Source organism: Rhodococcus sp. AC861, assembly GCF_979256035.1.
On record NZ_CEEDMW010000003.1, the window covers coordinates 238,824 to 259,147 of the forward strand.

At 68.5% G+C, this 20,324-nt stretch carries 13 protein-coding genes; all 13 read left to right on the forward strand.

Features of this window, described 5'->3' with window-relative positions; translation table 11 throughout:
- Positions 1-2 precede the first annotated feature (2 nt).
- The 13 genes from kdpA (at position 3) to AC0IX4_RS10735 (ending at position 20,256) form a co-directional block, all read left to right on the forward strand.
- Entirely contained in the window at positions 3-1,688 is a 1,686-nt protein-coding gene (gene kdpA, locus AC0IX4_RS10675; RefSeq protein WP_471828931.1) for a potassium-transporting ATPase subunit KdpA, read from the forward strand.
- Positions 1,685-3,760, forward strand: coding sequence for a potassium-transporting ATPase subunit KdpB (gene kdpB / locus AC0IX4_RS10680; protein ID WP_471828932.1), 2,076 nt, complete (start codon positions 1,685-1,687; stop codon positions 3,758-3,760). Before kdpA ends, kdpB begins: the two co-directional genes overlap by 4 nt.
- Positions 3,761-3,762: 2 nt before the next feature.
- A complete protein-coding gene (locus AC0IX4_RS10685) occupies positions 3,763-4,416 on the forward strand; it encodes a potassium-transporting ATPase subunit C (RefSeq protein WP_056075010.1) in 654 nt (217 codons plus the stop codon).
- 7 nt (positions 4,417-4,423) lie between these two features.
- The gene (locus tag AC0IX4_RS10690; protein ID WP_471828933.1) at positions 4,424-6,931 is read left to right on the forward strand and encodes a sensor histidine kinase; all 2,508 of its coding nucleotides are present in this window, start codon (positions 4,424-4,426) and stop codon (positions 6,929-6,931) included.
- Positions 6,928-7,641, forward strand: coding sequence for a response regulator (locus AC0IX4_RS10695; protein ID WP_471828934.1), 714 nt, complete (start codon positions 6,928-6,930; stop codon positions 7,639-7,641). The genes AC0IX4_RS10690 and AC0IX4_RS10695 overlap by 4 nt, the downstream gene beginning before the upstream one ends.
- 45 nt (positions 7,642-7,686) lie before the next feature.
- Positions 7,687-10,062: a lysylphosphatidylglycerol synthase domain-containing protein gene (locus tag AC0IX4_RS10700; RefSeq protein ID WP_471828935.1), complete on the forward strand. Its 2,376-nt coding sequence runs from the start codon at positions 7,687-7,689 to the stop codon at positions 10,060-10,062.
- A gap of 23 nt (positions 10,063-10,085) precedes the next feature.
- Positions 10,086-10,496, forward strand: coding sequence for an OsmC family protein (locus tag AC0IX4_RS10705; RefSeq protein ID WP_042575407.1), 411 nt, complete (start codon positions 10,086-10,088; stop codon positions 10,494-10,496).
- Positions 10,493-10,768, forward strand: a complete 276-nt coding sequence (locus tag AC0IX4_RS10710; protein ID WP_471828936.1) for an acylphosphatase — start codon at positions 10,493-10,495, stop codon at positions 10,766-10,768. Before AC0IX4_RS10705 ends, AC0IX4_RS10710 begins: the two co-directional genes overlap by 4 nt.
- Positions 10,769-10,797: 29 nt before the next feature.
- Positions 10,798-14,391: a chromosome segregation protein SMC gene (gene smc / locus AC0IX4_RS10715; RefSeq protein WP_471828937.1), complete on the forward strand. Its 3,594-nt coding sequence runs from the start codon at positions 10,798-10,800 to the stop codon at positions 14,389-14,391.
- Between the two features lie 45 nt (positions 14,392-14,436).
- A complete protein-coding gene (gene ftsY, locus AC0IX4_RS10720) occupies positions 14,437-15,819 on the forward strand; it encodes a signal recognition particle-docking protein FtsY (RefSeq protein WP_471828938.1) in 1,383 nt (460 codons plus the stop codon).
- Positions 15,820-16,008: 189 nt separating this feature from the next.
- The gene (locus AC0IX4_RS10725; protein ID WP_042575404.1) at positions 16,009-17,370 is read left to right on the forward strand and encodes an ammonium transporter; all 1,362 of its coding nucleotides are present in this window, start codon (positions 16,009-16,011) and stop codon (positions 17,368-17,370) included.
- 3 nt (positions 17,371-17,373) lie between these two features.
- Entirely contained in the window at positions 17,374-17,712 is a 339-nt protein-coding gene (locus AC0IX4_RS10730) for a P-II family nitrogen regulator (RefSeq protein ID WP_027505009.1), read from the forward strand.
- A gap of 60 nt (positions 17,713-17,772) precedes the next feature.
- Positions 17,773-20,256, forward strand: coding sequence for a [protein-PII] uridylyltransferase (locus tag AC0IX4_RS10735; protein WP_471829300.1), 2,484 nt, complete (start codon positions 17,773-17,775; stop codon positions 20,254-20,256).
- Positions 20,257-20,324 lie beyond the last annotated feature (68 nt).

A 20,324-nucleotide genomic window follows, 5' to 3' on the forward strand; every position in this document is an offset into this window, starting at 1 on the left:
CCGTGTCCACTCTTGCCGCGGGACTTCAGATCGCGACCGTCGTCGCCGTCCTCGCCGCCGCCTACGTACCGCTGGGCGACTACATGGCGCGTGTCTTCACCGCGCCGACGTCGGATTCGCGTATCGAATCCGTGCTCTACCGACTGTGCCGCATCGATTCTCGTGCCGAGCAGGGCTGGGCCGGCTACGCCTCGAGCCTGGTGGGCTTCAGCGCTGCGGGCGTGGTGTTGCTCTACGTGCTCCAGCGGATTCAGGGTGTCCTCCCGCTCAATGGCGGCCTGGGTGCCGTCAGCCCCGCGGTTGCGTTCAACACAGCGGTCTCGTTCGTGACCAACACCAATTGGCAGTCCTACACACCCGAGACGACGATGAGCAACCTCACGCAGCCCCTGGGTCTCGCCGTGCAGAACTTCCTGTCGGCCGCCGTGGGCCTCGCGGTTGCCGTCGCCGTCGTCCGTGCTTTCGTTCGTGTTCGCGCAGGAGGTGAACTGGGGAACTTCTGGGTGGACCTGACCAGGGGAACACTGCGGATCCTGCTGCCGCTCTCGATGATCGTCGCCGTGGTTCTGCTGACGCAGGGCGTGGTGATGTCCTTCCGGAGCGGCTTCGACGGGACCGGCCTGGACGGGACCGCGGTCACGAACGCGCTGGCCCCGGCAGCATCGCAGGAAGCGATCAAGGTGATCGGCACCAACGGCGGTGGAATCTTCGCCGCGAACTCGGCGCACCCGTTCGAGAATCCGACCCCGTTGTCCAACGTCGTCGAGATCATCTCCCTGCTGCTGATCCCGGTATGCCTGACCCGCACCTTCGGAACGATGGTGGGCAGTCGTCGGGAGGGCCTGACCCTGCTGTCCGTCATGGGCGCTCTGTGGGCCGCGATCCTGGCCGTCACTCTGACCGCGGAGGCTCACACCACGGGCGCAGCAGCCACCGCGGCGGGATCGATGATGGAGGGCAAGGAACAACGCTTCGGGATCGCCGGCTCCGCCCTCTTCGCCGTCAGTACGACCGGAACATCCACCGGCGCCGTCAATTCGGCGCACGACAGTATGTCGCCGCTGGGCGGGGGCGCGGTGCTGCTCAACATGGTGTTCGGCGAGATAGCACCGGGCGGCGTGGGAACCGGCCTGTACGGGCTGCTGGTCCTCGCGATCATCGCGGTCTTCGTCGGCGGACTGCTGGTGGGCCGTACACCGGAATACCTGGGCAAGAAACTGGGCCGTCGGGAGATCACGATGGCTGCTCTGTCGGTGCTGATCATGCCCGCTCTCGTTCTGCTCGGTACGGCGATCACGGTCGTCCTGCCGTCCACGACGGGATATCAAGGCAACAGCGGTGATCCCGGTTCACCCGGGTCCGCGCACGGCTTCACCGAAGTCCTCTACGCGTACGCGTCGGCTGCCAACAACAACGGCAGCGCGTTCGGGGGCCTGACCGTCACCAGCGACTGGTTCCAGACGTCGCTCGGCCTGGCGATGCTGTTCGGGCGGTTCCTGCCCATCGTGTTCGTTCTCGCGCTGGCGGGTTCGCTGGCCAGGCAGCGCCGGGTACCGGCCGGCGCGGGCACTCTCCCCACCACCGGGCCTCTGTTCTCCGGGCTGCTGCTGGGCACCGTCGTGCTCGTCGCCGCCCTCACCTTCTTCCCTGCACTATCGCTGGGACCCATCGCGGAAGCCGTCCAATGACGATCACAGAAGCACTCGCCCCATCCACGTCCGAGGACGCCGGTGTCACATCGGGGTACTTCGATGCCCGCCAACTTCTCACCTCGCTTCCGGGTGCGCTGCGCAAGCTGGACCCGCGGCACCAGGCGAAGAACCCCGTCATGTTCGTGGTCTTCACCGGGTCCGTCGTGACGACGGTGCTTGCAGCACTCGATCCGTCCGTGTTCGCGTGGACCATCGCGGGCTGGCTGTGGTTCACCGTGGTCTTCGCCAACCTCGCCGAGTCGGTCGCGGAAGGCCGGGGTCGAGCGCAGGCCGCCAGTCTCCGCGGCGTCGCCCGCGACACGGTCGCTCGCCGACTGGGACCCGGCGGTGACGAATCAAGTTTGCCCGCAACGGAACTCGTGGTCGGTGATCTCGTCGTCGTCGAGGCGGGCGGCGTCGTCCCCGGCGACGGCGACGTGGTCGACGGCATCGCCTCGGTCGACGAATCCGCCATCACCGGCGAATCGGCCCCGGTCGTCCGGGAATCGGGCGGCGATCGGAGTGCTGTCACCGGTGGGACGACCGTGCTCTCGGATCGCATCGTCGTCCGGATCACCGCGGCGCAGGGTCACACGTTCGTCGACCGGATGATCGCCCTGGTGGAAGGTGCTGCGCGACAGAAGACGCCGAACGAGGTCGCTCTGAACATCCTGTTGGCGTCGTTAACCATCGTGTTCCTCCTGGCCGTGGTGGCCGTCGGACCGATGAGCGACTACTCCGGGGGATCGCGCGGGCCCGTCGAACTGATCGCTTTGCTCGTCTGCCTGATCCCCACCACGATCGGGGCGCTGCTGTCCGCCATCGGGATCGCCGGTATGGACCGATTGGTGCAGCGCAACGTCCTGGCGATGTCGGGACGGGCGGTCGAAGCAGCAGGCGACATCGACACCTTGCTGATGGACAAGACCGGCACGATCACGTTCGGTAATCGCAGGGCGACAGCACTGTTCCCGGCGCCGGGTATCTCGCGAGTGCAGCTTGTCCGTGCAGCGCACCTGTCCTCCGCGGCCGACGGAACCCCCGAGGGACGCAGCATCGTCGACCTGTGCACCGCGGACGACGAGGAGCCACCGGCGGTTCCGGATACAGCCGTGTTCGTGCCGTTCAGCGCGCAGACCAGAATGAGCGGACTCGACACCGACGCGCTGTCCATCCGCAAAGGTGCTGCGGACAACGTCTTCGGGTGGGTTCGAGAACACGAGGGAACCGCGGACGGTCACGACTCGGTTCGTGACCGGATCGAGGAGGTCGCACAGGCCGGGGGCACCCCGCTGGTCGTCGCGGAGCATCGAGTCGGCAGCCAGGCGCGTGTCCTCGGAGTGATCCAACTCTCCGATGTGGTCAAGCCGCACATCGCGGAACGGTTCGCGCGCCTGCGCGCCATGGGAATTCGCACGGTGATGGTCACCGGAGACAACCCGCTCACGGCGCGCGCGATCGCCGCGGAGGCCGGCGTCGACGATGTTCTCGCCGAAGCCACCCCGGAGGACAAGCTCGCCCTGATCCGCCGCGAGCAGGAGGGCGGGCGGCTGGTCGCCATGACCGGGGACGGCACCAACGACGCTCCCGCGTTGGCGCAGGCGGACGTCGGTGTCGCCATGAACACCGGAACCTCGGCGGCCAAGGAGGCCGGCAACATGGTCGACCTGGATTCGGATCCGACGAAACTCATCGAGATCGTCGAGGTGGGCAAGCAACTGCTGATCACCCGCGGCGCCCTGACGACGTTCTCGCTGGCGAACGATCTGGCCAAGTACTTCGCCATCCTGCCCGCGATGTTCTCCACGCTGTATCCGCAGCTCGATGTCCTGAACATCATGCGGTTGCACTCTCCGCAATCGGCCATCGTCTCGGCCGTGATCTTCAACGCTCTGGTCATCGTGGCGCTGATTCCGTTGGCGCTGCGCGGAGTTCGCTACACCCCGGCCACCGCGTCCACTTTGCTGCGACGCAATCTCGCGATCTACGGCGTCGGCGGCGTCGTGATGCCGTTCCTCGGCATCTGGCTGATCGACCTCGTCGTACGACACATCCCCGGAATGAGCTGATGATGAGAACTGTCACCTCCGCGCTGCGCCAGGTCCTCGCCGGGTTCGCCGTCCTGCTCGCCTTCACCGTCGTGCTCGGTGTCGCCTATCCCGCTGCGGTATGGGGAATCTCGCGTCTCGGCTCGCACTCCGCGGAGGGGTCGCCGCTGGTCGACGCACAGGGATGCGTCGTCGGGAGTGCTCTCACGGCAGTGGATCCACGGCCGGCGGACGGTGCACCCGATCCGTTCTTCCACCCGCGCGTGACCGGCTCGCTCACAGGTCCCGACGCCTTCGCGCCCGGTGATCCGGCCGCGGCTCTGCCGCTCAACCAGGGGCCGAGCAGCGAAGTCCTCGCCGCCATGGTCGACGCGCGCCGCAGCGCCGTGGCCGAGCGCGAGAACGTCGACCCGGCCGAGGTACCCGTCGATGCGGTCACGGGATCCGGGTCCGGAATCGACCCCGACATCTCACCGGACTACGCCGAGTTGCAGGTGCCGCGCGTGGCGGCGGCGACGGGACTGACGGAGGACGTGGTGCGCTCCCGGGTCGCCGAGAACACGGACGGGCGGCAGTTCGGAGTTCTCGGGGAGCCTGTCGTCCACGTGCCTGCGCTCAACGTGGCTCTGGGTCTGACGGCGCCGACCTGTGCGACTCCCGCGGCCGACGGTGAATGATGGGGACGTGACGACGCCGACGCGGGACACCGACAGGGGAGAGCTGCGCATCTACCTGGGCGCGGCGCCCGGCGTCGGGAAGACATTCGCGATGCTGGGAGAAGCGCACCGTCGACGCGAGCGTGGATGCGATGTCGTCGCCGGGGTGATCGAGACTCACGGCCGCCCCCTGACGGCCGAACGAGCCGACGGACTCGAGGTCGTTCCTCCCTCACTGGTGCCCTACCGCGGTTCGTCGATTCCCGAACTCGATGTCGACGCGGTGATCCGGAGACGTCCCGCCCTGGTGCTGGTGGACGAACTGGCGCACACCAACACTCCGGGCAGCAGGCACGCCAAGCGGTGGCAGGACGTCGAGGAACTACTCGATGCCGGTATCGACGTCGTGTCGACGGTCAACGTCCAGCACCTGGAGAGCCTCAACGACGTGGTCGAGCAGATCACCGGCATCGTTCAGCGCGAGACCGTTCCCGACGCGTTCGTGCGGTCGGCTGCACAGGTCGAACTGGTCGACATCACCCCGGAGGCGTTGCGTCGCAGGATGACTCACGGAAACATCTACGGTGCCGAGAAGGTCGACGCCGCGCTGAGCAACTTCTTCCGCGCCGGCAACCTCACGGCACTGCGTGAGCTGGCACTGTTGTGGCTCGCGGATCAGGTCGACGCGGCACTCGCGCGGTACCGCGCGGACAACGCGATCGCCGCCACGTGGGAAGCGCGTGAGCGTGTCGTCGTGGCGGTCACCGGTGGGCCCGAGTCCGAGACGTTGGTGCGCCGCGCCAGTCGGATCGCCGCGAAGTCCAGCGCCGAGCTGATGGTGCTGCACGTGGTGCGGGGTGACGGTCTGGCGGGAGTGTCGGCGGCCCACATGGGAAGCGCGCGTGCCCTCGCCGCCGCACTCGGCGCATCACTGCACAGTGTCGTCGGGGACGACGTCCCGGTGACTCTCCTCGAATTCGCCAGGGGAGTGAACGCCACCCAGCTGGTCCTCGGCACGTCACGACGAAACCGGTGGGCGCGGGCGGTGGACGAGGGGATCGGCGCTGCCGTCGTCCAGAACTCCGGCGCGATCGACGTCCACATGGTGACTCACGATCACGCGTCGGTCGGCGTGCGACGGTTGTCGGCGCCGACAGTCCGGCGCCCCCTCGCGTGGGCAGCGGCCCTGGTCGTTCCGTCGGTCGCGGCCGCCGCGATCCACCTCGTCGACGACTACCTCGAACTCGGCGGCGAGAGTGCACTGTTCTTCGTCGTCGTGCTCGCGGTGTCCCTGCTCGGCGGAGTCGCGCCTGCGGTGTTGTCGGCGCTGTTCTCGGCGCTGCTGCTCAACTTCTTCTTCACCGAACCGCGATACAGCTTCACCATCGCCGAGCCCGACAACTTCGTCACGACGGTGGTGCTGCTCGTCGTCGCGGTGGCCGTCGCCGTCCTTGTCGACATCGCCGCACGGCGTGCACGCGACGCCCGCCGCGCGTCGCAACAGGCAGAACTGCTGGCCATGTTCGCCGGGTCCATCCTGCGCGGGGCGGACCTCACCGCCCTTCTCGAGCGCGTGCGCGAGACGTACGGTCAGCGCGCGGTCGCCGTCCTGCGCGTCGGACACGGGGTGGTCAGTGCGGTGGGGGAGCAGCCGCCCACCACGGTCGACGACGCCGACACGGCCGTACAGGTTGCCGACGACGAGTACGCACTCGTGCTGGCGGGAGGTCGGACGCGCGCCGCCGACCGCCGTGTTCTCACCGCCGTCGCCAATCAGGCCGTCGGGCTGATCCGCCAGAGCGAACTGGCGGAGGAGGCGCGGACCGCCGCCGCGGCCGTCGAATCCGACAAGCTGCGCCGGGCGTTGCTGTCCGCGGTGGGGCACGATCTGCGCACTCCGCTCGCGGCGGTCAAGGCCGCGGTGTCGAGTCTGCGGAGCGAGGACGTCACCTTCTCCCCGGAGGACACCGCGGAACTGCTCGCGACGGTCGAGGAATCCGCCGACCAGCTGACCGCGCTGGTCGGCAATCTGCTCGACTCGTCGCGACTGGCCGCAGGAGTGGTGCGGCCCATGGCCGTTCCCGTCTTCCTCGACGAGGTGGTCCGCCGCGCCTCGGCGACTCTCGGGACCGGTCGGGGGCAGCGCGAGCGACTCGTCGTCGATGTCGGAGACGTGTCCGTCCTCGCCGATGAAGGGCTTCTCGAGCGAGTCGTCGCGAACCTCGTCGACAACGCGTTCCGCTACGCGCCGACCGGACACGTCACCGTCACGGCCGACGGCGACGACGACCGCGTCAGGCTCGCGGTCGTCGATCACGGTCCCGGCATCGACCCGCAGTCGCAGGAAACCATGTTCGACGCATTCCAGCGTCTGGGCGACCGCGACACCACCACCGGTGTCGGCCTCGGTCTCTCGGTCGTCAGGGGTTTCGTCGACGCCATGAACGGCTCGGTCACCGCCTCGCAGACGCCCGGCGGCGGCCTCACCGTCACGGTGGACCTTCCCGGTGTCCTCCGGCACGCGGTCTCCCGATGACCGACGACACACGCCCAGGACCACCGCCTACCCGCGTGTTGGTGGTCGACGACGAGCCGCAGTTGCTGCGCGCCCTACGCATCAACCTCGGCGTCCGCGGGTACGACGTGACGACGGCATCGACCGGAGCGGGGGCGCTCCGGGCGGCGGCCGATCGCAAACCCGATGTCATCGTGCTCGACCTCGGACTTCCGGACCTCGACGGACTCGAGGTGCTGGCGGGCCTCCGCGGATGGACGTCGGTCCCGGTGATCGTGCTGTCCGCCAGGTCGGATTCCGGCGACAAGGTCGACGCACTCGACGCCGGTGCCGACGACTACGTGACCAAGCCGTTCGGCATGGACGAGTTCCTCGCGCGGCTACGGGTCGCGGTCCGTCGTGCGTCACAGGCCTCGTCCGACGGGGGAGATCCGGTGGTGACCACCTCGTCGTTCACCGTCGACCTGGTTGCGAGGTCGGTCACCCGTGACGGCGCCGCCGTGCACCTGACGCCGACGGAGTGGGGCATGCTCGAGATGCTGGTGCGGCACCGCGGCAAGCTGGTGGGACAGCGCGAACTCCTGCGCGAGGTGTGGGGGCCCGCGTACGAGACCGAGACCCACTATCTCCGGGTGTATCTGGGCCAACTGCGACGCAAACTCGAGCCCGATCCGGCGCACCCGAAGCACCTGCTCACCGAAGCGGGCATGGGCTACCGCTTCCAGGTGTGATGCGCCTGCCCGCCGCACGGTCGTCGCTCCGCTAGGTTGGCCGGTGTGCTTGTCGACGGTAGAGACATCCCGGTCACCGGGAGCGTCCTGCAACCGTTGACTCGACGAACCAGCGATATCCTGCGCGTCGTCACGGCGGCTGTGGTCCTCGGCGTGATCGTCGTGGGCTCGCTGATCACTCGTAACGAGTGGACCGCACTCGAGCGGTCGATCTCCGACATCGTGGGCGTGCTGACACCCAGCCAGTCCAACACGGTCTACCTGGTCTACGGCGTCTCCATCCTGGCGCTCCCGTTCACCGTGCTCGCGGGACTGATCGCCGCCCGGCGGTGGAGGCTTCTCGGCGGATACGCCGCGGCCGCCGTGCTGGCCGCGTTGGCGCTGTCGGTCAGCGGAGGCGGCCTCTCGGCGCCGAAGTGGCACATCGACGAGTCGACCAGGCTGGACACGTTGCTGTCCCAAATTCTCGACGACCCGCGATGGATCGCGATCGTCGCCGCGGTGCTGACCGTGTCCGGTCCGGGGCTGCCACTGCGATGGAAGCGCACGTGGTGGATCCTCCTTCTCGCCTTCGTTCCCATCCACCTGGTCATCAGTACTGTCGTCCCGGCGCGGTCACTCCTCGGTCTGGCGGTGGGATGGCTGGCCGGCTCCCTCGTCGTGTGGGTCGTGGGAACACCGGCGCTCGACGTGCCGCTGGCCGAGGCCGTCCGCGTCCTCGCTCGACGTGGAATCTCCATCGCGGCGTTCGTGGTGCTGCGTCCGTCCGGGTCCGGCCCGCTGGTGCTCTCGGGACGCACCGGACCCGCGGGGCACGACGTGGTGGTCGAACTGTTCGGGCCCAACCAGCGCAGCCGAGGGGCGCTGCGGCTGGTGCGGCGGTTGGTGACGCTGCGGTCGTCGGAGAGTCCACCCCTGCACGCGTCGCAACGCAGGGCGGTAGAGCATCGCGCGCTCATGGGTATCGCGCTGAACGATCTGGGTGTCGCCGCGTGCGTTCCGACGGCCGTGTCCGCACTCGACCGCGGATGGGTCCTGTACGCGCACAGTGCGCCTCGCGGCCGTCCCATCGACGCGGACAGGCCCGACGACGCCATCGCGATGTGGCGCACTCTCGGGGTGCTCAGGTCCCGCCAGATCTCCCACGGTGACCTCCGCGCGGCGGACATGAGAATTGCCGACGACGGCACTGCCCTGCTCGGCGGCTTCGATACCGCGGAACTGGGTGCGTCGCAGCCGCAACTGCATTCCGACGCAGCGCAACTTCTGGTCACCACGTCGTCGATGTTCGGACCCGATGTCGCGGTCGACGCCGCAATCGAGCGGCTCGGTCACGAGGACGTGCTGGTGGCGTCTCGGCGACTGACTCCGTCGGCGATTCCCCCGCGGGTGCGGTCCGCGATTCCGGAGGCCAAGTCCTTGATGAAGGCTGCGCGCGACACCGTTCTGGCCCGTACCGGCACGTCGGCCATCGCGACGGAACAGGTCACCCGGTTCTCCCGCAACCAGATCGTGCAACTGGTGCTGCTGATCGCACTCGTCTACGTCGCGTACCCGTTCATCAGCCAGGTCCCGACGTTCGCCACCGAGCTGTCCTCCATCGACTGGCGGTGGGCGCTGGTGGGGTTGGCGATCTCCGCGGCGACGTACGTCGGTGCGGCAGCGGCACTCTGGGCGTGCGCATCGGGGGCGGTCAGCTTCTGGAACACGACCGTCATGCAGGTCGCCAACACCTTCGCCGCCACGACGACACCGGCCGGTGTCGGTGGTCTGGCGCTCAGCGTGCGGTTCCTCCAGAAGGGCGGACTGACGCTCACCCGGTCGACGGCCGCCGTGGCGTTGCAACAACTGGTGCAGGTGATCTCGCACGTGACGCTGCTCGTGGTGTTCAGCGTCGCTGCCGGGCAATCCGCCGACCTGTCCCGTTTCGTTCCCAGCGCGACGATCCTCTATCTCATCGCCGGTGTGGCATTCGGGGCGCTGGGCGCATTCCTCTTCGTCCCCACGTTGCGACACTTTCTCCGCACGGCCGTGCGGCCGCAACTCGCGGAGGTCTACGCCGACCTGTCCGAGTTGGTGCGTCACCCCGCACGGTTCGCGATCATCGTTCTCGGTTGCGCCGCAACGACTCTGGGGGCAGCGTTCGCTCTGTGGGTCAGCGTCGAGGCGTTCGGCGGAGGCACGACCTTCATCACCGTGACCATCGTGACCATGATCGGCGGCACCCTGGCCTCCGCCGCGCCGACCCCCGGCGGCGTCGGAGCGGTCGAGGCGGCGTTGATCGGTGGACTCGCGGCGTTCGGACTGCCCGCCACCATCGCCGTCCCGTCGGTGCTCCTGTACCGGGTGCTGACCTGCTGGATCCCGGTGTTCTGCGGGTGGCCCATCATGCGGTGGATGGCACGCACGGAGATGATCTGAGTTCGCGCTAGTAGGTTGTAAGCATGGCTGAACTGTGGGTCGAACGCACCGGAACTCGTCGCTACACCGGCAAGAGCTCGCGAGGCGCCGAGGTGCTGATCGGGTCCGAGGACGTCGAGGGTGTCTTCACTCCCGGCGAGCTGCTCAAGATCGCCCTCGCCGCGTGCACCGGCATGAGTTCCGACCGGCCCCTCGCCCGCCGGCTCGGGGACGACTACGACGCGACCGTCCGGGTGTCCGGCACCGCGGATCGCGAGAACGAACGGTACCCGCGACTGGACGAAGTGCTGACCGTCGATCTGAGCGAACTCGACCCCGAGGCGCGGGAGCGGTTGCTGACCGTCGTGACCAAGGCCGTCGACAAGGTCTGCACCGTCGGACGGACGTTGAAGGCCGGCACCGAGGTCGTCCTGACGGTCGACGTCGAGGCATGAGCGACGAGCGTCTGAGCGCGTGGGTCCACGGGACTGTCCAGGGAGTAGGTTTCCGCTGGTGGACCCGTGCCCGGGCGCTGGAGCTCGGTCTGGTCGGATCGGCGACCAACACCTCCGACGGCCGTGTCCATGTCGTCGCGGAAGGCCCCCGCGAGAAGTTGGACGGCTTGCTGTCGGCGCTGCGATCGGGCGACACGCCGGGCTCGGTGACCACCGTGGTCGACAACTGGGAGCAGGCGCGCGGCGGACTCGACGGGTTCGTCGAACGCTGAGAGCCCAGCGCCCAGTAGTCTGAACCGCCATGCACCTCAAGAGTCTGACGCTGAAGGGCTTCAAGTCCTTCGCCTCGGCGACGACTCTGCGTTTCGAGCCCGGCATCACCTGCGTCGTCGGTCCGAACGGGTCCGGCAAGTCGAACGTCGTGGACGCCCTGACGTGGGTCATGGGGGAGCAGGGCGCGAAGGCGCTGCGCGGCGGCAAGATGGAGGACGTCATCTTCGCCGGCACCTCCGGCCGCGCCCCGCTGGGCCGCGCCGAGGTGACGCTGACCATCGACAACTCCGACGGCGCGCTCCCCATCGACTACTCCGAGGTGTCCATCACCCGACGGATGTTCCGGGACGGCGCCGGTGAGTACGAGATCAACGGCAGCTCGTGTCGGCTCATGGATGTCCAGGAACTACTGAGCGACTCGGGTATCGGCCGGGAGATGCATGTCATCGTCGGCCAGGGCAGGCTCGCCGCGATTCTCGAGTCCCGCCCCGAGGATCGACGGGCGTTCATCGAGGAAGCCGCGGGCGTGCTCAAGCACCGCAAGCGCAAAGAGAAGGCAGTCCGCAAGCTCGATTCCATGCAGGCCAATCTGGCTCGGCTGACGGACCTCACGACCGAACTGCGTCGACAGCTGAAACCGTTGAGCCGGCAAGCAGAGGTCGCCCGACGCGCCCAGACGGTGCAGGCGGATCTTCGAGACGCTCGCCTACGGATCGCCGCGGACGACCTGGTGACGCGGCGGACGCAGCTCGCCGAGCAGTCCCACGACGAGACGAAGGCCCGTGATGAATACGCCGCCGTCCAGGACGCGCTGGGGGAGGGCGAGGCAGTTCTGGCCGAGGGCGAGCAGGAACTCGCTCTTCTGACACCGAGTGCGGACGCGGCGGCCCAGACCTGGTTCCAGTTGTCGGCGCTGGCCGAGCGCGTCGGCGCCACCGTGCGCATCGCGACCGAACGGGCCCGCCACCTCGGCGACGAACCGGAGGACCGACGCGGACCCGATCCCGACGAGCTGGAGGAGCGCGCCGAGCGGGTGGCGGAGGAGGAAATGCAGCTGGCGGAAGCCGTGGAGTTCGCGCGCGCGACACTCGATGCCGCCCGCGAGCAGCTCGCCGAACGCGAGGCTGCCGCCGCGGACGCGGAACGCGCCCACGCCGCCGCCGTGCGTGCAGTCGCGGACCGGCGCGAGGGTCTCGCTCGACTGTCCGGCCAGGTGGACGGCCTGCGCGCCCGGTCGGAGTCCTACGACACCGAGGTCGCTCGCCTCACCGTCGCCATCGACGATGCTCGCCGCCGCGGTGACGAGGCGCAGGCCGAGTTCGACATCGTGCAGGACAAGGTGGGTGAACTCGACGCCGGTGAGGCAGGCCTCGACTCCCACCACGAGCACGCCGTCGATGCGCTGGCGATCGCCGAGTCCCGCGTCGCGGAACTGCAGAGCGCCGAGCGGGAGTCCAGCCAGCGGGTCGCATCCCTGACCGCGCGTATCGACGCTCTCACCATGAACCTCGAACGCGGCGACGGGGGAGCATGGTTGGGAGAGAGGGCAACTCACGGAGTGGTCGGTCGGCTCGCGGATCACCTCACCGTGACCGCCGGCTACGAGGCGGCGGTCGCAGTCGCTCTGGGCGCCGCGGCGGACGCCGTCGTGGTGTCGTCGGTGGACGAGGCGCGGGGCGCCGTGGCGTCGCTCAAGAAGGAGGACGCCGGCCGCGCCGCGATCGTGCACCCGACCGGTGATGCGGGCTCGGCGACGGACGGTGTCGGAACGTCGATCATGTCCGTGATCGACGCCGACGATTCCGTGCGCGGAGCCGTGACGTCGCTGCTGGCCGGAATGTCCGTGGCCGACTCGCTCGACGACGCGACGGCGATGGTGCGCGACCATCCGACAGCCCGAGTCGTGACGCGGGAGGGCGACCTGGTCGGTCGCGGCTGGATCACCGGAGGATCGGACCGACGTCCCAGCACCCTCGAGGTCCAGGCATCCATCGACGAGTCCGTCGCGGAACTCGCGTCGACGAGACGTCGGACGGAGGAGCTGGCGGCAGCACTGTCGGGTGCGCTCGAGGAGCAGACCGACCGACGAGAGGCCGCCGACCAGGCACTGGCCGCACTCACCGAGTCCGATGCCGCGATCGCCGCCGTCTACGAACAGTTGGGTCGGTTGGGGCAGGTGGCTCGTGTCGCCCACGCGGAGTCGACGCGTCTGCAGAGTCAACGCGACCGCGTCGAGCGGCAGCGGGACGAGGCCGTGACCGCTCTCGCCGACCTCGAGGACCGGGTCCGGCGCGCCGAGGACGATCAGGACGGCGGGGACGGCGACGGTGCGGCGGAGGAATGGGCCCACGCCCGTGAGGACGCTGCGGCAGCCGTGTCGGAGGTGAGATCGGTCGAGGTCGAGGCTCGCCTGTCGCTGCGCACCGCGGAGGAGCGCGCCGAGTCGGTACGCGGGAAAGCCGACCAGCTCCGGCGAACTGCCCGGATGGAGCGGGACGCACGAGCGCGCGCCGAACGTGTCCGCGCCCATCGCGTGCAGTCCGCCGCGGTGGCCGAGGCGGTCGCGGACGCGGGCACACGCGTCGCGGAGCGCCTGGGCCGACTCGTCGGCGATGCGGCCGTGCGGCGCGACGACCTGGCGCGACGGCGCAGTGATCGCGCCGCCGCCCTCGATCGCACGCGGGAACAGGTCCGCGCACTGTCGGCGCGGGCCGCGCAGTTGACCGACGCCGTGCACCGCGACGAAGTGGCCAAGGCGCAGGCGGTGCTGCGCATCGAGCAACTCGAGCAGACCATCCTGGAGCAGTTCTCCATCGCCCCCGACGACCTGGTCGCCGAGTACGGGCCCGACGTGACGCTCCCGCCGACCGACCTCGAGATGGCGGAGTACGAACAGGCGAAGGAGCGCGGCGAACAGGTGGTCGCGCCGGCGCCGATGCGATTCGACCGCGCGGAGCAGGAACGACGGGTCAAGCGCGCCGAGAAGGATCTGGCGACGCTGGGCAAGGTCAACCCGCTGGCACTCGAGGAGTTCGCGGCACTCGAGGAGCGGTACAACTTCCTCTCGACGCAACTCGAGGACGTGAAGTCGGCGCGCAAGGATCTTCTCGGCGTGGTGGCCGACGTGGACGCCCGCATTCTGCAGGTCTTCACCGAGGCCTACGCCGATGTGGAGCGCGAGTTCGTCGGGGTGTTCGCGAAGCTGTTCCCCGGCGGCGAGGGTCGGCTGGTTCTCACCGACCCCTCGGACATGCTGACCACCGGCATCGAGGTCGAGGCCCGTCCTCCCGGTAAGAAGGTCAAGCGCCTGTCTCTGCTGTCCGGTGGTGAGAAGTCGTTGACCGCCGTCGCGATGCTCGTGGCCATCTTCCGAGCCCGCCCCTCGCCCTTCTACGTCATGGACGAGGTCGAGGCCGCGTTGGACGACACGAACCTCCGGCGCCTCATCGGGTTGTTCGAGCAGTTGCGGGAGAAGTCTCAGCTCATCGTCATCACGCACCAGAAACCGACGATGGAGGTCGCCGACGCCCTGTACGGCGTCAGCATGAGAGGCGACGGCATCACCACGGTGATCTCGCAGCGGCTTCCCAAGCGCCCGGTGGCGGCGGACGGGGTGACCTGACGCCCGACCCCGTAGCGCGGTGCCCGTCCTGACAGGATGGTCGGCGTGACTACCGAACTGTGGATCGTCGTCGCGGCTGTGCTCGCGCTGCTCGTCGTGGTGCTCGTCGTCGGACTGGTGCTGCAGCGTCGCCGCCGCGTGTCGCTGTCCCGCCCGGACTCCGAGGCGGGACCGGTCAAGGAGGTCGACCGTTCGGGCGGCTATACCGCCGGGACCGGCTTCGACTTCTCCCGAGGTACGGCTCCTGCCGAGAAGGCTCCTGCCGAGAAGGCTCCGGCCGAGAAGACACCCGCGGCCCGGCCGCCCCTCGAACGCACCGACGACGACGATCAGCCTCGTGTCGGTGACGACGCGTCCGTTCCCCGTGACGCTCCGAAGCGCGGCATCACCGACATCTCGCTGCCGGATCCGGTCCTGGACGAACCGGCACCGGCGCCTGTCGAACCCGAACCAACGCCTGTCGAACCCGAGCCCGAGCCGGCACCGGCTCCCGTCCTGGACGAGATCGAACCCACGTCGGGCCGCCTGACCAAGCTGCGGGGTCGACTCTCACGGTCGCAGAATGCTGTCGGTCGCTCCCTGCTGGGCCTGTTGGGCGGCGGCGACCTCGACGAGGAGTCGTGGGAAGAGGTCGAGGACACGCTGCTGGTGGCCGACCTGGGTAGTGCGGCCACCGCGGAGATCGTCGCGACGCTGCGCGAGCAGATGGCGGTGCGCAACGTTCGCACCGAAGCGGAGGCGCGAGCCCTTCTGCGAGAAGTGCTGATCGACCAGTTGACGCCGTCGTTCGACCGTTCCATCCGTGCGTTGCCGCACGGTGATCGCCCGTCCGTTCTGCTCGTGGTGGGCGTGAACGGCACCGGCAAGACCACGACCACCGGAAAGCTGGCGCGAGTCCTGGTCGCCGATGGTCGACGCGTGGTGCTGGGCGCTGCCGACACGTTCCGCGCTGCGGCTGCCGATCAACTGCAGACCTGGGCCGAGCGCGTCGGCGCCGAGGTCGTGCGCGGTAAGGAAGGGGCCGATCCGGCCGCTGTGGCCTTCGACGCCGTCACCCGCGGCATCGCCGACGGTGTCGACGCGGTCCTCATCGACACGGCCGGCCGTCTGCACACCAAGACCGGTCTGATGGACGAGCTGGGGAAGGTCAAGAGGGTCATCGAGAAGAAGGCGCCCGTCGACGACGTGCTCCTGGTTCTCGACGCCACGATCGGTCAGAACGGTCTGGCTCAGGCGCGGGTCTTCGCTCAGGTCGTCGACATCACCGGCGTCGTGCTGACCAAGCTGGACGGGACGGCGAAGGGCGGAATCGTCTTCCAGGTCCAACGCGAACTGGGTGTGCCGGTGAAGCTCGTCGGTCTCGGCGAGGGTGCGGACGACCTCGCGCCGTTCGAACCCGGCGCATTCGTCGACGCTCTTCTCGGCTGACCTCGAGGTGCCCTCGCCGGTGTGAAACCGGCAAAAAGACCGAGACGCAACACGTTTGCAACACGATCGGGCTCTGCGTTCACATGTACGAAACGCCGGAGTGTCGTCGCCGAAACTTCGAGTGAGCACCCTTCTCCTCAGGTCGTCAGCCGCCATCGGCTGGGGCGAGGAAGAAGGAGGAGGCTCAAGGTGGATTTCCCCACTATCGGTGCGCCCGACACCGGTGATACCGCATGGATGCTGACCAGTGCTGCGTTCGTGTTGCTCATGGTCCCGGGTCTGGCGTTCTTCTACGGCGGCATGGTCCGTGCGAAGAGCGTGCTGAACATGATCATGATGAGCATCAGCGCGATGGGCGTCGTCGGCGTTCTCTGGGTGCTGTACGGATACTCGGTCACCTTCGGCGAGGACAAGGGCAATCTCATCGGTGACCCCTTCCAGTTCTTCGGACTGAAGGGCCTGATCGGCGGAACGTATCTCGCCTCCGAGGACGAAGCGGGAGTCCTCACCGACGCCGCGATTCCTCTGGTGGGCACGATTCCAGCCACCGTGTTCGTCTCGTTCCAGGCGATGTTCGCCATTCTGACGGTCGCCCTCATCTCGGGTGCCGTCGCCGACCGTATGAAGTTCGGTCCGTGGCTGCTCTTCGCCGGACTGTGGGCGACACTCGTCTACTTCCCGGTCGCTCACTGGGTCTTCTCCTTCGACGAGGTCACCACCGAGACGGGTGGTTGGATCGCCAACAAGCTCGCCGCGGTCGACTTCGCCGGTGGTACTGCGGTGCACATCAACGCCGGCGCCGCCGGCCTGGTCCTCGCGATCATCCTCGGCAAGCGCAAGGGCTGGCCGGGAACTCCGTTCCGCCCGCACAACCTTCCGTTCGTGATGCTCGGTGCCGGTCTCCTCTGGTTCGGCTGGTTCGGCTTCAACGCCGGTTCCGCCGTCGGCTCCAACGGCATCGCAGGTGCCACCTTCGTCACGACCATCGCGGCGACCGCCGCAGCCATGCTCGCCTGGCTTCTCACGGAGCGCATCCGTGACGGTCACGCGACGAGTCTCGGTGGTGCGTCGGGCATCGTCGCCGGGCTCGTGGCCATCACCCCGGCCTGCTCCTCGGTGAACATTCTCGGCGCGTTGGTCATCGGCGTCGTCGCCGGTGTCCTGTGTGCACTCGCCGTCGGTCTGAAGTTCCGCTTCGGTTTCGACGACTCGCTCGACGTCGTCGGTGTCCACCTCGTGGGTGGTCTCGTCGGCACGCTGATGGTCGGTCTGGTCGCCACGTCCGAGGCGCCGGCCGGTGTCGAGGGCCTGTTCTACGGCGGCGGAGCCGACCAGTTGTGGCGTCAGGCAGTCGGTGCGGGCGCCGTGCTGATCTACTCTCTGGTGGGAACGACCATCGTCGCGCTCATCGTCAAGTACACCGTGGGCCTCCGGATCGACGACGATGGTGAATCCATGGGAGCCGACGAATCGGAACATGCCGAGACCGCCTACGACTTTGCGGCACTCGGTGGGTCAACACTGGGACGCGTTCCCAGCAAGGAGGCATGAGACATGAAGTTGATCACTGCAATCGTCAAGCCGTTCACACTCGAGGACGTCAAGACGGCGCTCGAGCAGGCAGGCGTTCTCGGTATGACCGTGAGCGAGGTGCAGGGGTACGGCCGGCAGAAGGGCCACACCGAGGTCTACCGCGGTGCCGAGTACTCCGTGGACTTCGTACCCAAGGTGCGCGTCGAGGTCGTCGTGGACGACGCGGCGGTGGACAAGGTCGTCGAGGTGATCGTCGAGGCCGCCCGCACCGGCAAGATCGGTGACGGCAAGGTCTGGGTCTCGCCCGTGGAAGCCGTGGTGCGCGTGCGTACCGGCGAACGTGGGTCCGACGCACTGTAAGTCTCGAGTCAGTCCGGCCGCGGATCCACCTCGTCGAAGGGCGAGGGATCCGCGGCCGGTCTGTTTTCTCCACCACACGCCGACCGTTCGTCGAGAGGAAGGACCCCCGTGGGAGGTTCCGAAGCAGCAGCCGATCTGGTCCGAGCTCGCGAGCAACTGCTGGCCGGGCAGGGCAAGAATCGTCGTCTGGACGCCACGTCCCTCCGTCAGGCACTGACCGACCTGCACGAGTTCTGGCTCACCACCAAGGGTTCGGACGTGGGGATCAAACCCGACAGCGGATTCGCCATCGTCGCGGTGGGCGGCCTGGGCCGCCGGGAGATGCTGCCGTACTCCGATCTCGATCTCGTTCTGCTGCACGACGACCTGGATCCGGCGCTCGTCGGCGAGGTGGCCGATCAACTCTGGTACCCCTTGTGGGACGCCCACATCAAACTCGATCACAGCGTGCGCACCGTTCCGCAGGCCCTCGACGTCGCGGCACACGACATGACGGCCGCACTGGGTCTTCTCGACGCCCGCCACATCGTGGGCGACGCCGAACTGAGTTCGATGCTGATCGACGGGATCCGACGCCAGTGGCGCATCGGGATACGCGATCGGTTCGACGAGCTGTACGCCTTGACCCGCACGCGGTGGGGCCGCAGCGGTGAGATCGCCCATCGGGCGGAACCCGACCTCAAGAGCGGGCGCGGGGGACTGCGCGACGTCCAGCTCCTCGACGCGCTGTCGATCGCGCAGCTCACGGACGCGATGCCCGGGCTCGGCCCCGAATCGCCCGGCGGCGGATTGGACTTCGCGCACCGCCGCATCCTCGACGTGCGCACCGAACTGCACCGCGTCGCCGGCCGCGCCCGGGATCAGTTGCGCGCGCAGGACGCCGACGAGATCGCCGCGGCGCTCCGCATCGGTGACCGCTTCGATCTCGCTCGCGTCCTGAGTGATTCGGCTCGCACCATCGGCTACTCCACCGACGTCGGCCTGCGCACCGCCGGTAACGCCATTCCGCGCCGTGGCCTGTCCCGCCTGCGCAGGGTGCCCGTCCGTCGACCGCTCGACGAAGGGGTCGTCGAACACGCGGGTGAAGTGGTGCTCGCCAGAGATGCACGGCCGAACAAAGATCCGGGACTGATCATGCGGGTTGCCGCGGCATCCGCGGTGACCGGGATGCCGATGTCCGCCTCGACTCTCGGCAGGCTCTCGGACAGTGCACCCGAGCTCCGTGAGCCGTGGCCCAAGGAAGCACTCAACGATCTGCTCGTCGTGCTCGGTTCGGGTCGGCGCGCCATCGCGGTGATCGAGGCACTCGACAGGACAGGTCTGTGGGGCCGGTTGCTGCCGGAATGGGGCGCCGTACGCGACCTTCCCCCGCGAGATGCGGTGCACACCTGGACCGTCGACCGTCACCTGGTCGAGACCGCCGCCTACGCCAGTGGTTTCACCACGCGCGTCGCGCGACCCGACCTGCTGGTGCTGGGGGCACTGCTGCACGACATCGGCAAGGGGCGCGGGGGAGACCACAGCGTCGTCGGGGCGGACCTGGCGACCCAGGTCGGCAAGCGACTGGGCCTGTGGCCGTCCGACGTCCGACTGCTCGAGTCGATGGTCCGACACCACCTGTTGCTTCCCGACACCGCGACTCGTCGCGATCTCGACGACCCGGCCACGGTGCAACGTGTGGTGGACGCCCTCGACGGGGACTCGATCCTGTTGGAACTGCTGCACGCGTTGGCCGAGGCCGACTCGCTCGCCACAGGTCCCGGCGTGTGGGGAGACTGGAAGTCGTCGTTGATCGGTGAACTCGTGCGTCGATGCCGGTTGGTCATGGCCGGGGAATCGCTCCCGACGCCCGACCCGATCGATCCGGCACTGGCGGCGCGGGCGACCGAGGGCGGCGTGGACGTCGATCTGCAACCGTCGGACAGTCCGCACACGTTCGAGGTCACCGTCACCGCCCCGGACCGGCCCGGCCTGCTGTCCAACGCATCGGGCGTGTTGGCTCTGGGATCGTTGCGGGTTCTGGCGGCATCGGTCGCCAGCGAGAACGGGTTCGCGGTCAACCGCTTCGTCGTGACGCCCACATTCGGTGCACCGCCCCCTCCGGGACTGCTGCGTCAGGACCTCATCCGCGCTCTCGACGGGCAGCTCGACCTTCTCGCGCAGCTCGACATCAAGGAGGCCGGAGCCCGGTCGGCCGCCTCGGAACTCGAACCCGGCCAGCCGGAGGTCTCGGAGGTGCCGCTGTACGCGCAGGCTCCACCGCGGGTGATCTGGTTCGACGGTCAGGGCGGCGACTCCGTCGTCGTGGAGGTGCGTGCGGAGGATCGACTCGGTCTGCTGTGCCGACTTGCGTCGGTGTTCGAGAAGCAGGGAGCCGACGTCCGGTGGGCGAAGGTGGCCACTCTCGGGTCGTCCGTCGTCGACGCATTCTGCATCGAGACCGGCGGGCCGACCGATTCGCGGGCGCAGCGTGAGGAACTCGAGAGTGCTCTGCTGAGCGTGGTTCCGGCGCTCCGACCGAAAGAGCCCGAGTCGGAGGACTGACCTCTCACCGCTCACGGGCGCACCCGTTAGGGTGGGCACCTGGAGAAGTCATCTCTTTTCTCGCGATT

What these genes read in the sequence shown, in the direction of transcription:
- AC0IX4_RS10730 (WP_027505009.1), top strand. Translation starts at nt 17,374, where the DNA reads ATGAAGTTGATCACTGCAATCGTCAAGCCGTTCACACTCGAGGACGTC.
- AC0IX4_RS10685 (WP_056075010.1), top strand. Translation starts at nt 3,763, where the DNA reads ATGAGAACTGTCACCTCCGCGCTGCGCCAGGTCCTCGCCGGGTTCGCC.
- AC0IX4_RS10695 (WP_471828934.1), top strand. Translation starts at nt 6,928, where the DNA reads ATGACCGACGACACACGCCCAGGACCACCGCCTACCCGCGTGTTGGTG.
- AC0IX4_RS10705 (WP_042575407.1), top strand. Translation starts at nt 10,086, where the DNA reads ATGGCTGAACTGTGGGTCGAACGCACCGGAACTCGTCGCTACACCGGC.
- kdpB (WP_471828932.1), top strand. Translation starts at nt 1,685, where the DNA reads ATGACGATCACAGAAGCACTCGCCCCATCCACGTCCGAGGACGCCGGT.
- smc (WP_471828937.1), top strand. Translation starts at nt 10,798, where the DNA reads ATGCACCTCAAGAGTCTGACGCTGAAGGGCTTCAAGTCCTTCGCCTCG.
- AC0IX4_RS10710 (WP_471828936.1), top strand. Translation starts at nt 10,493, where the DNA reads ATGAGCGACGAGCGTCTGAGCGCGTGGGTCCACGGGACTGTCCAGGGA.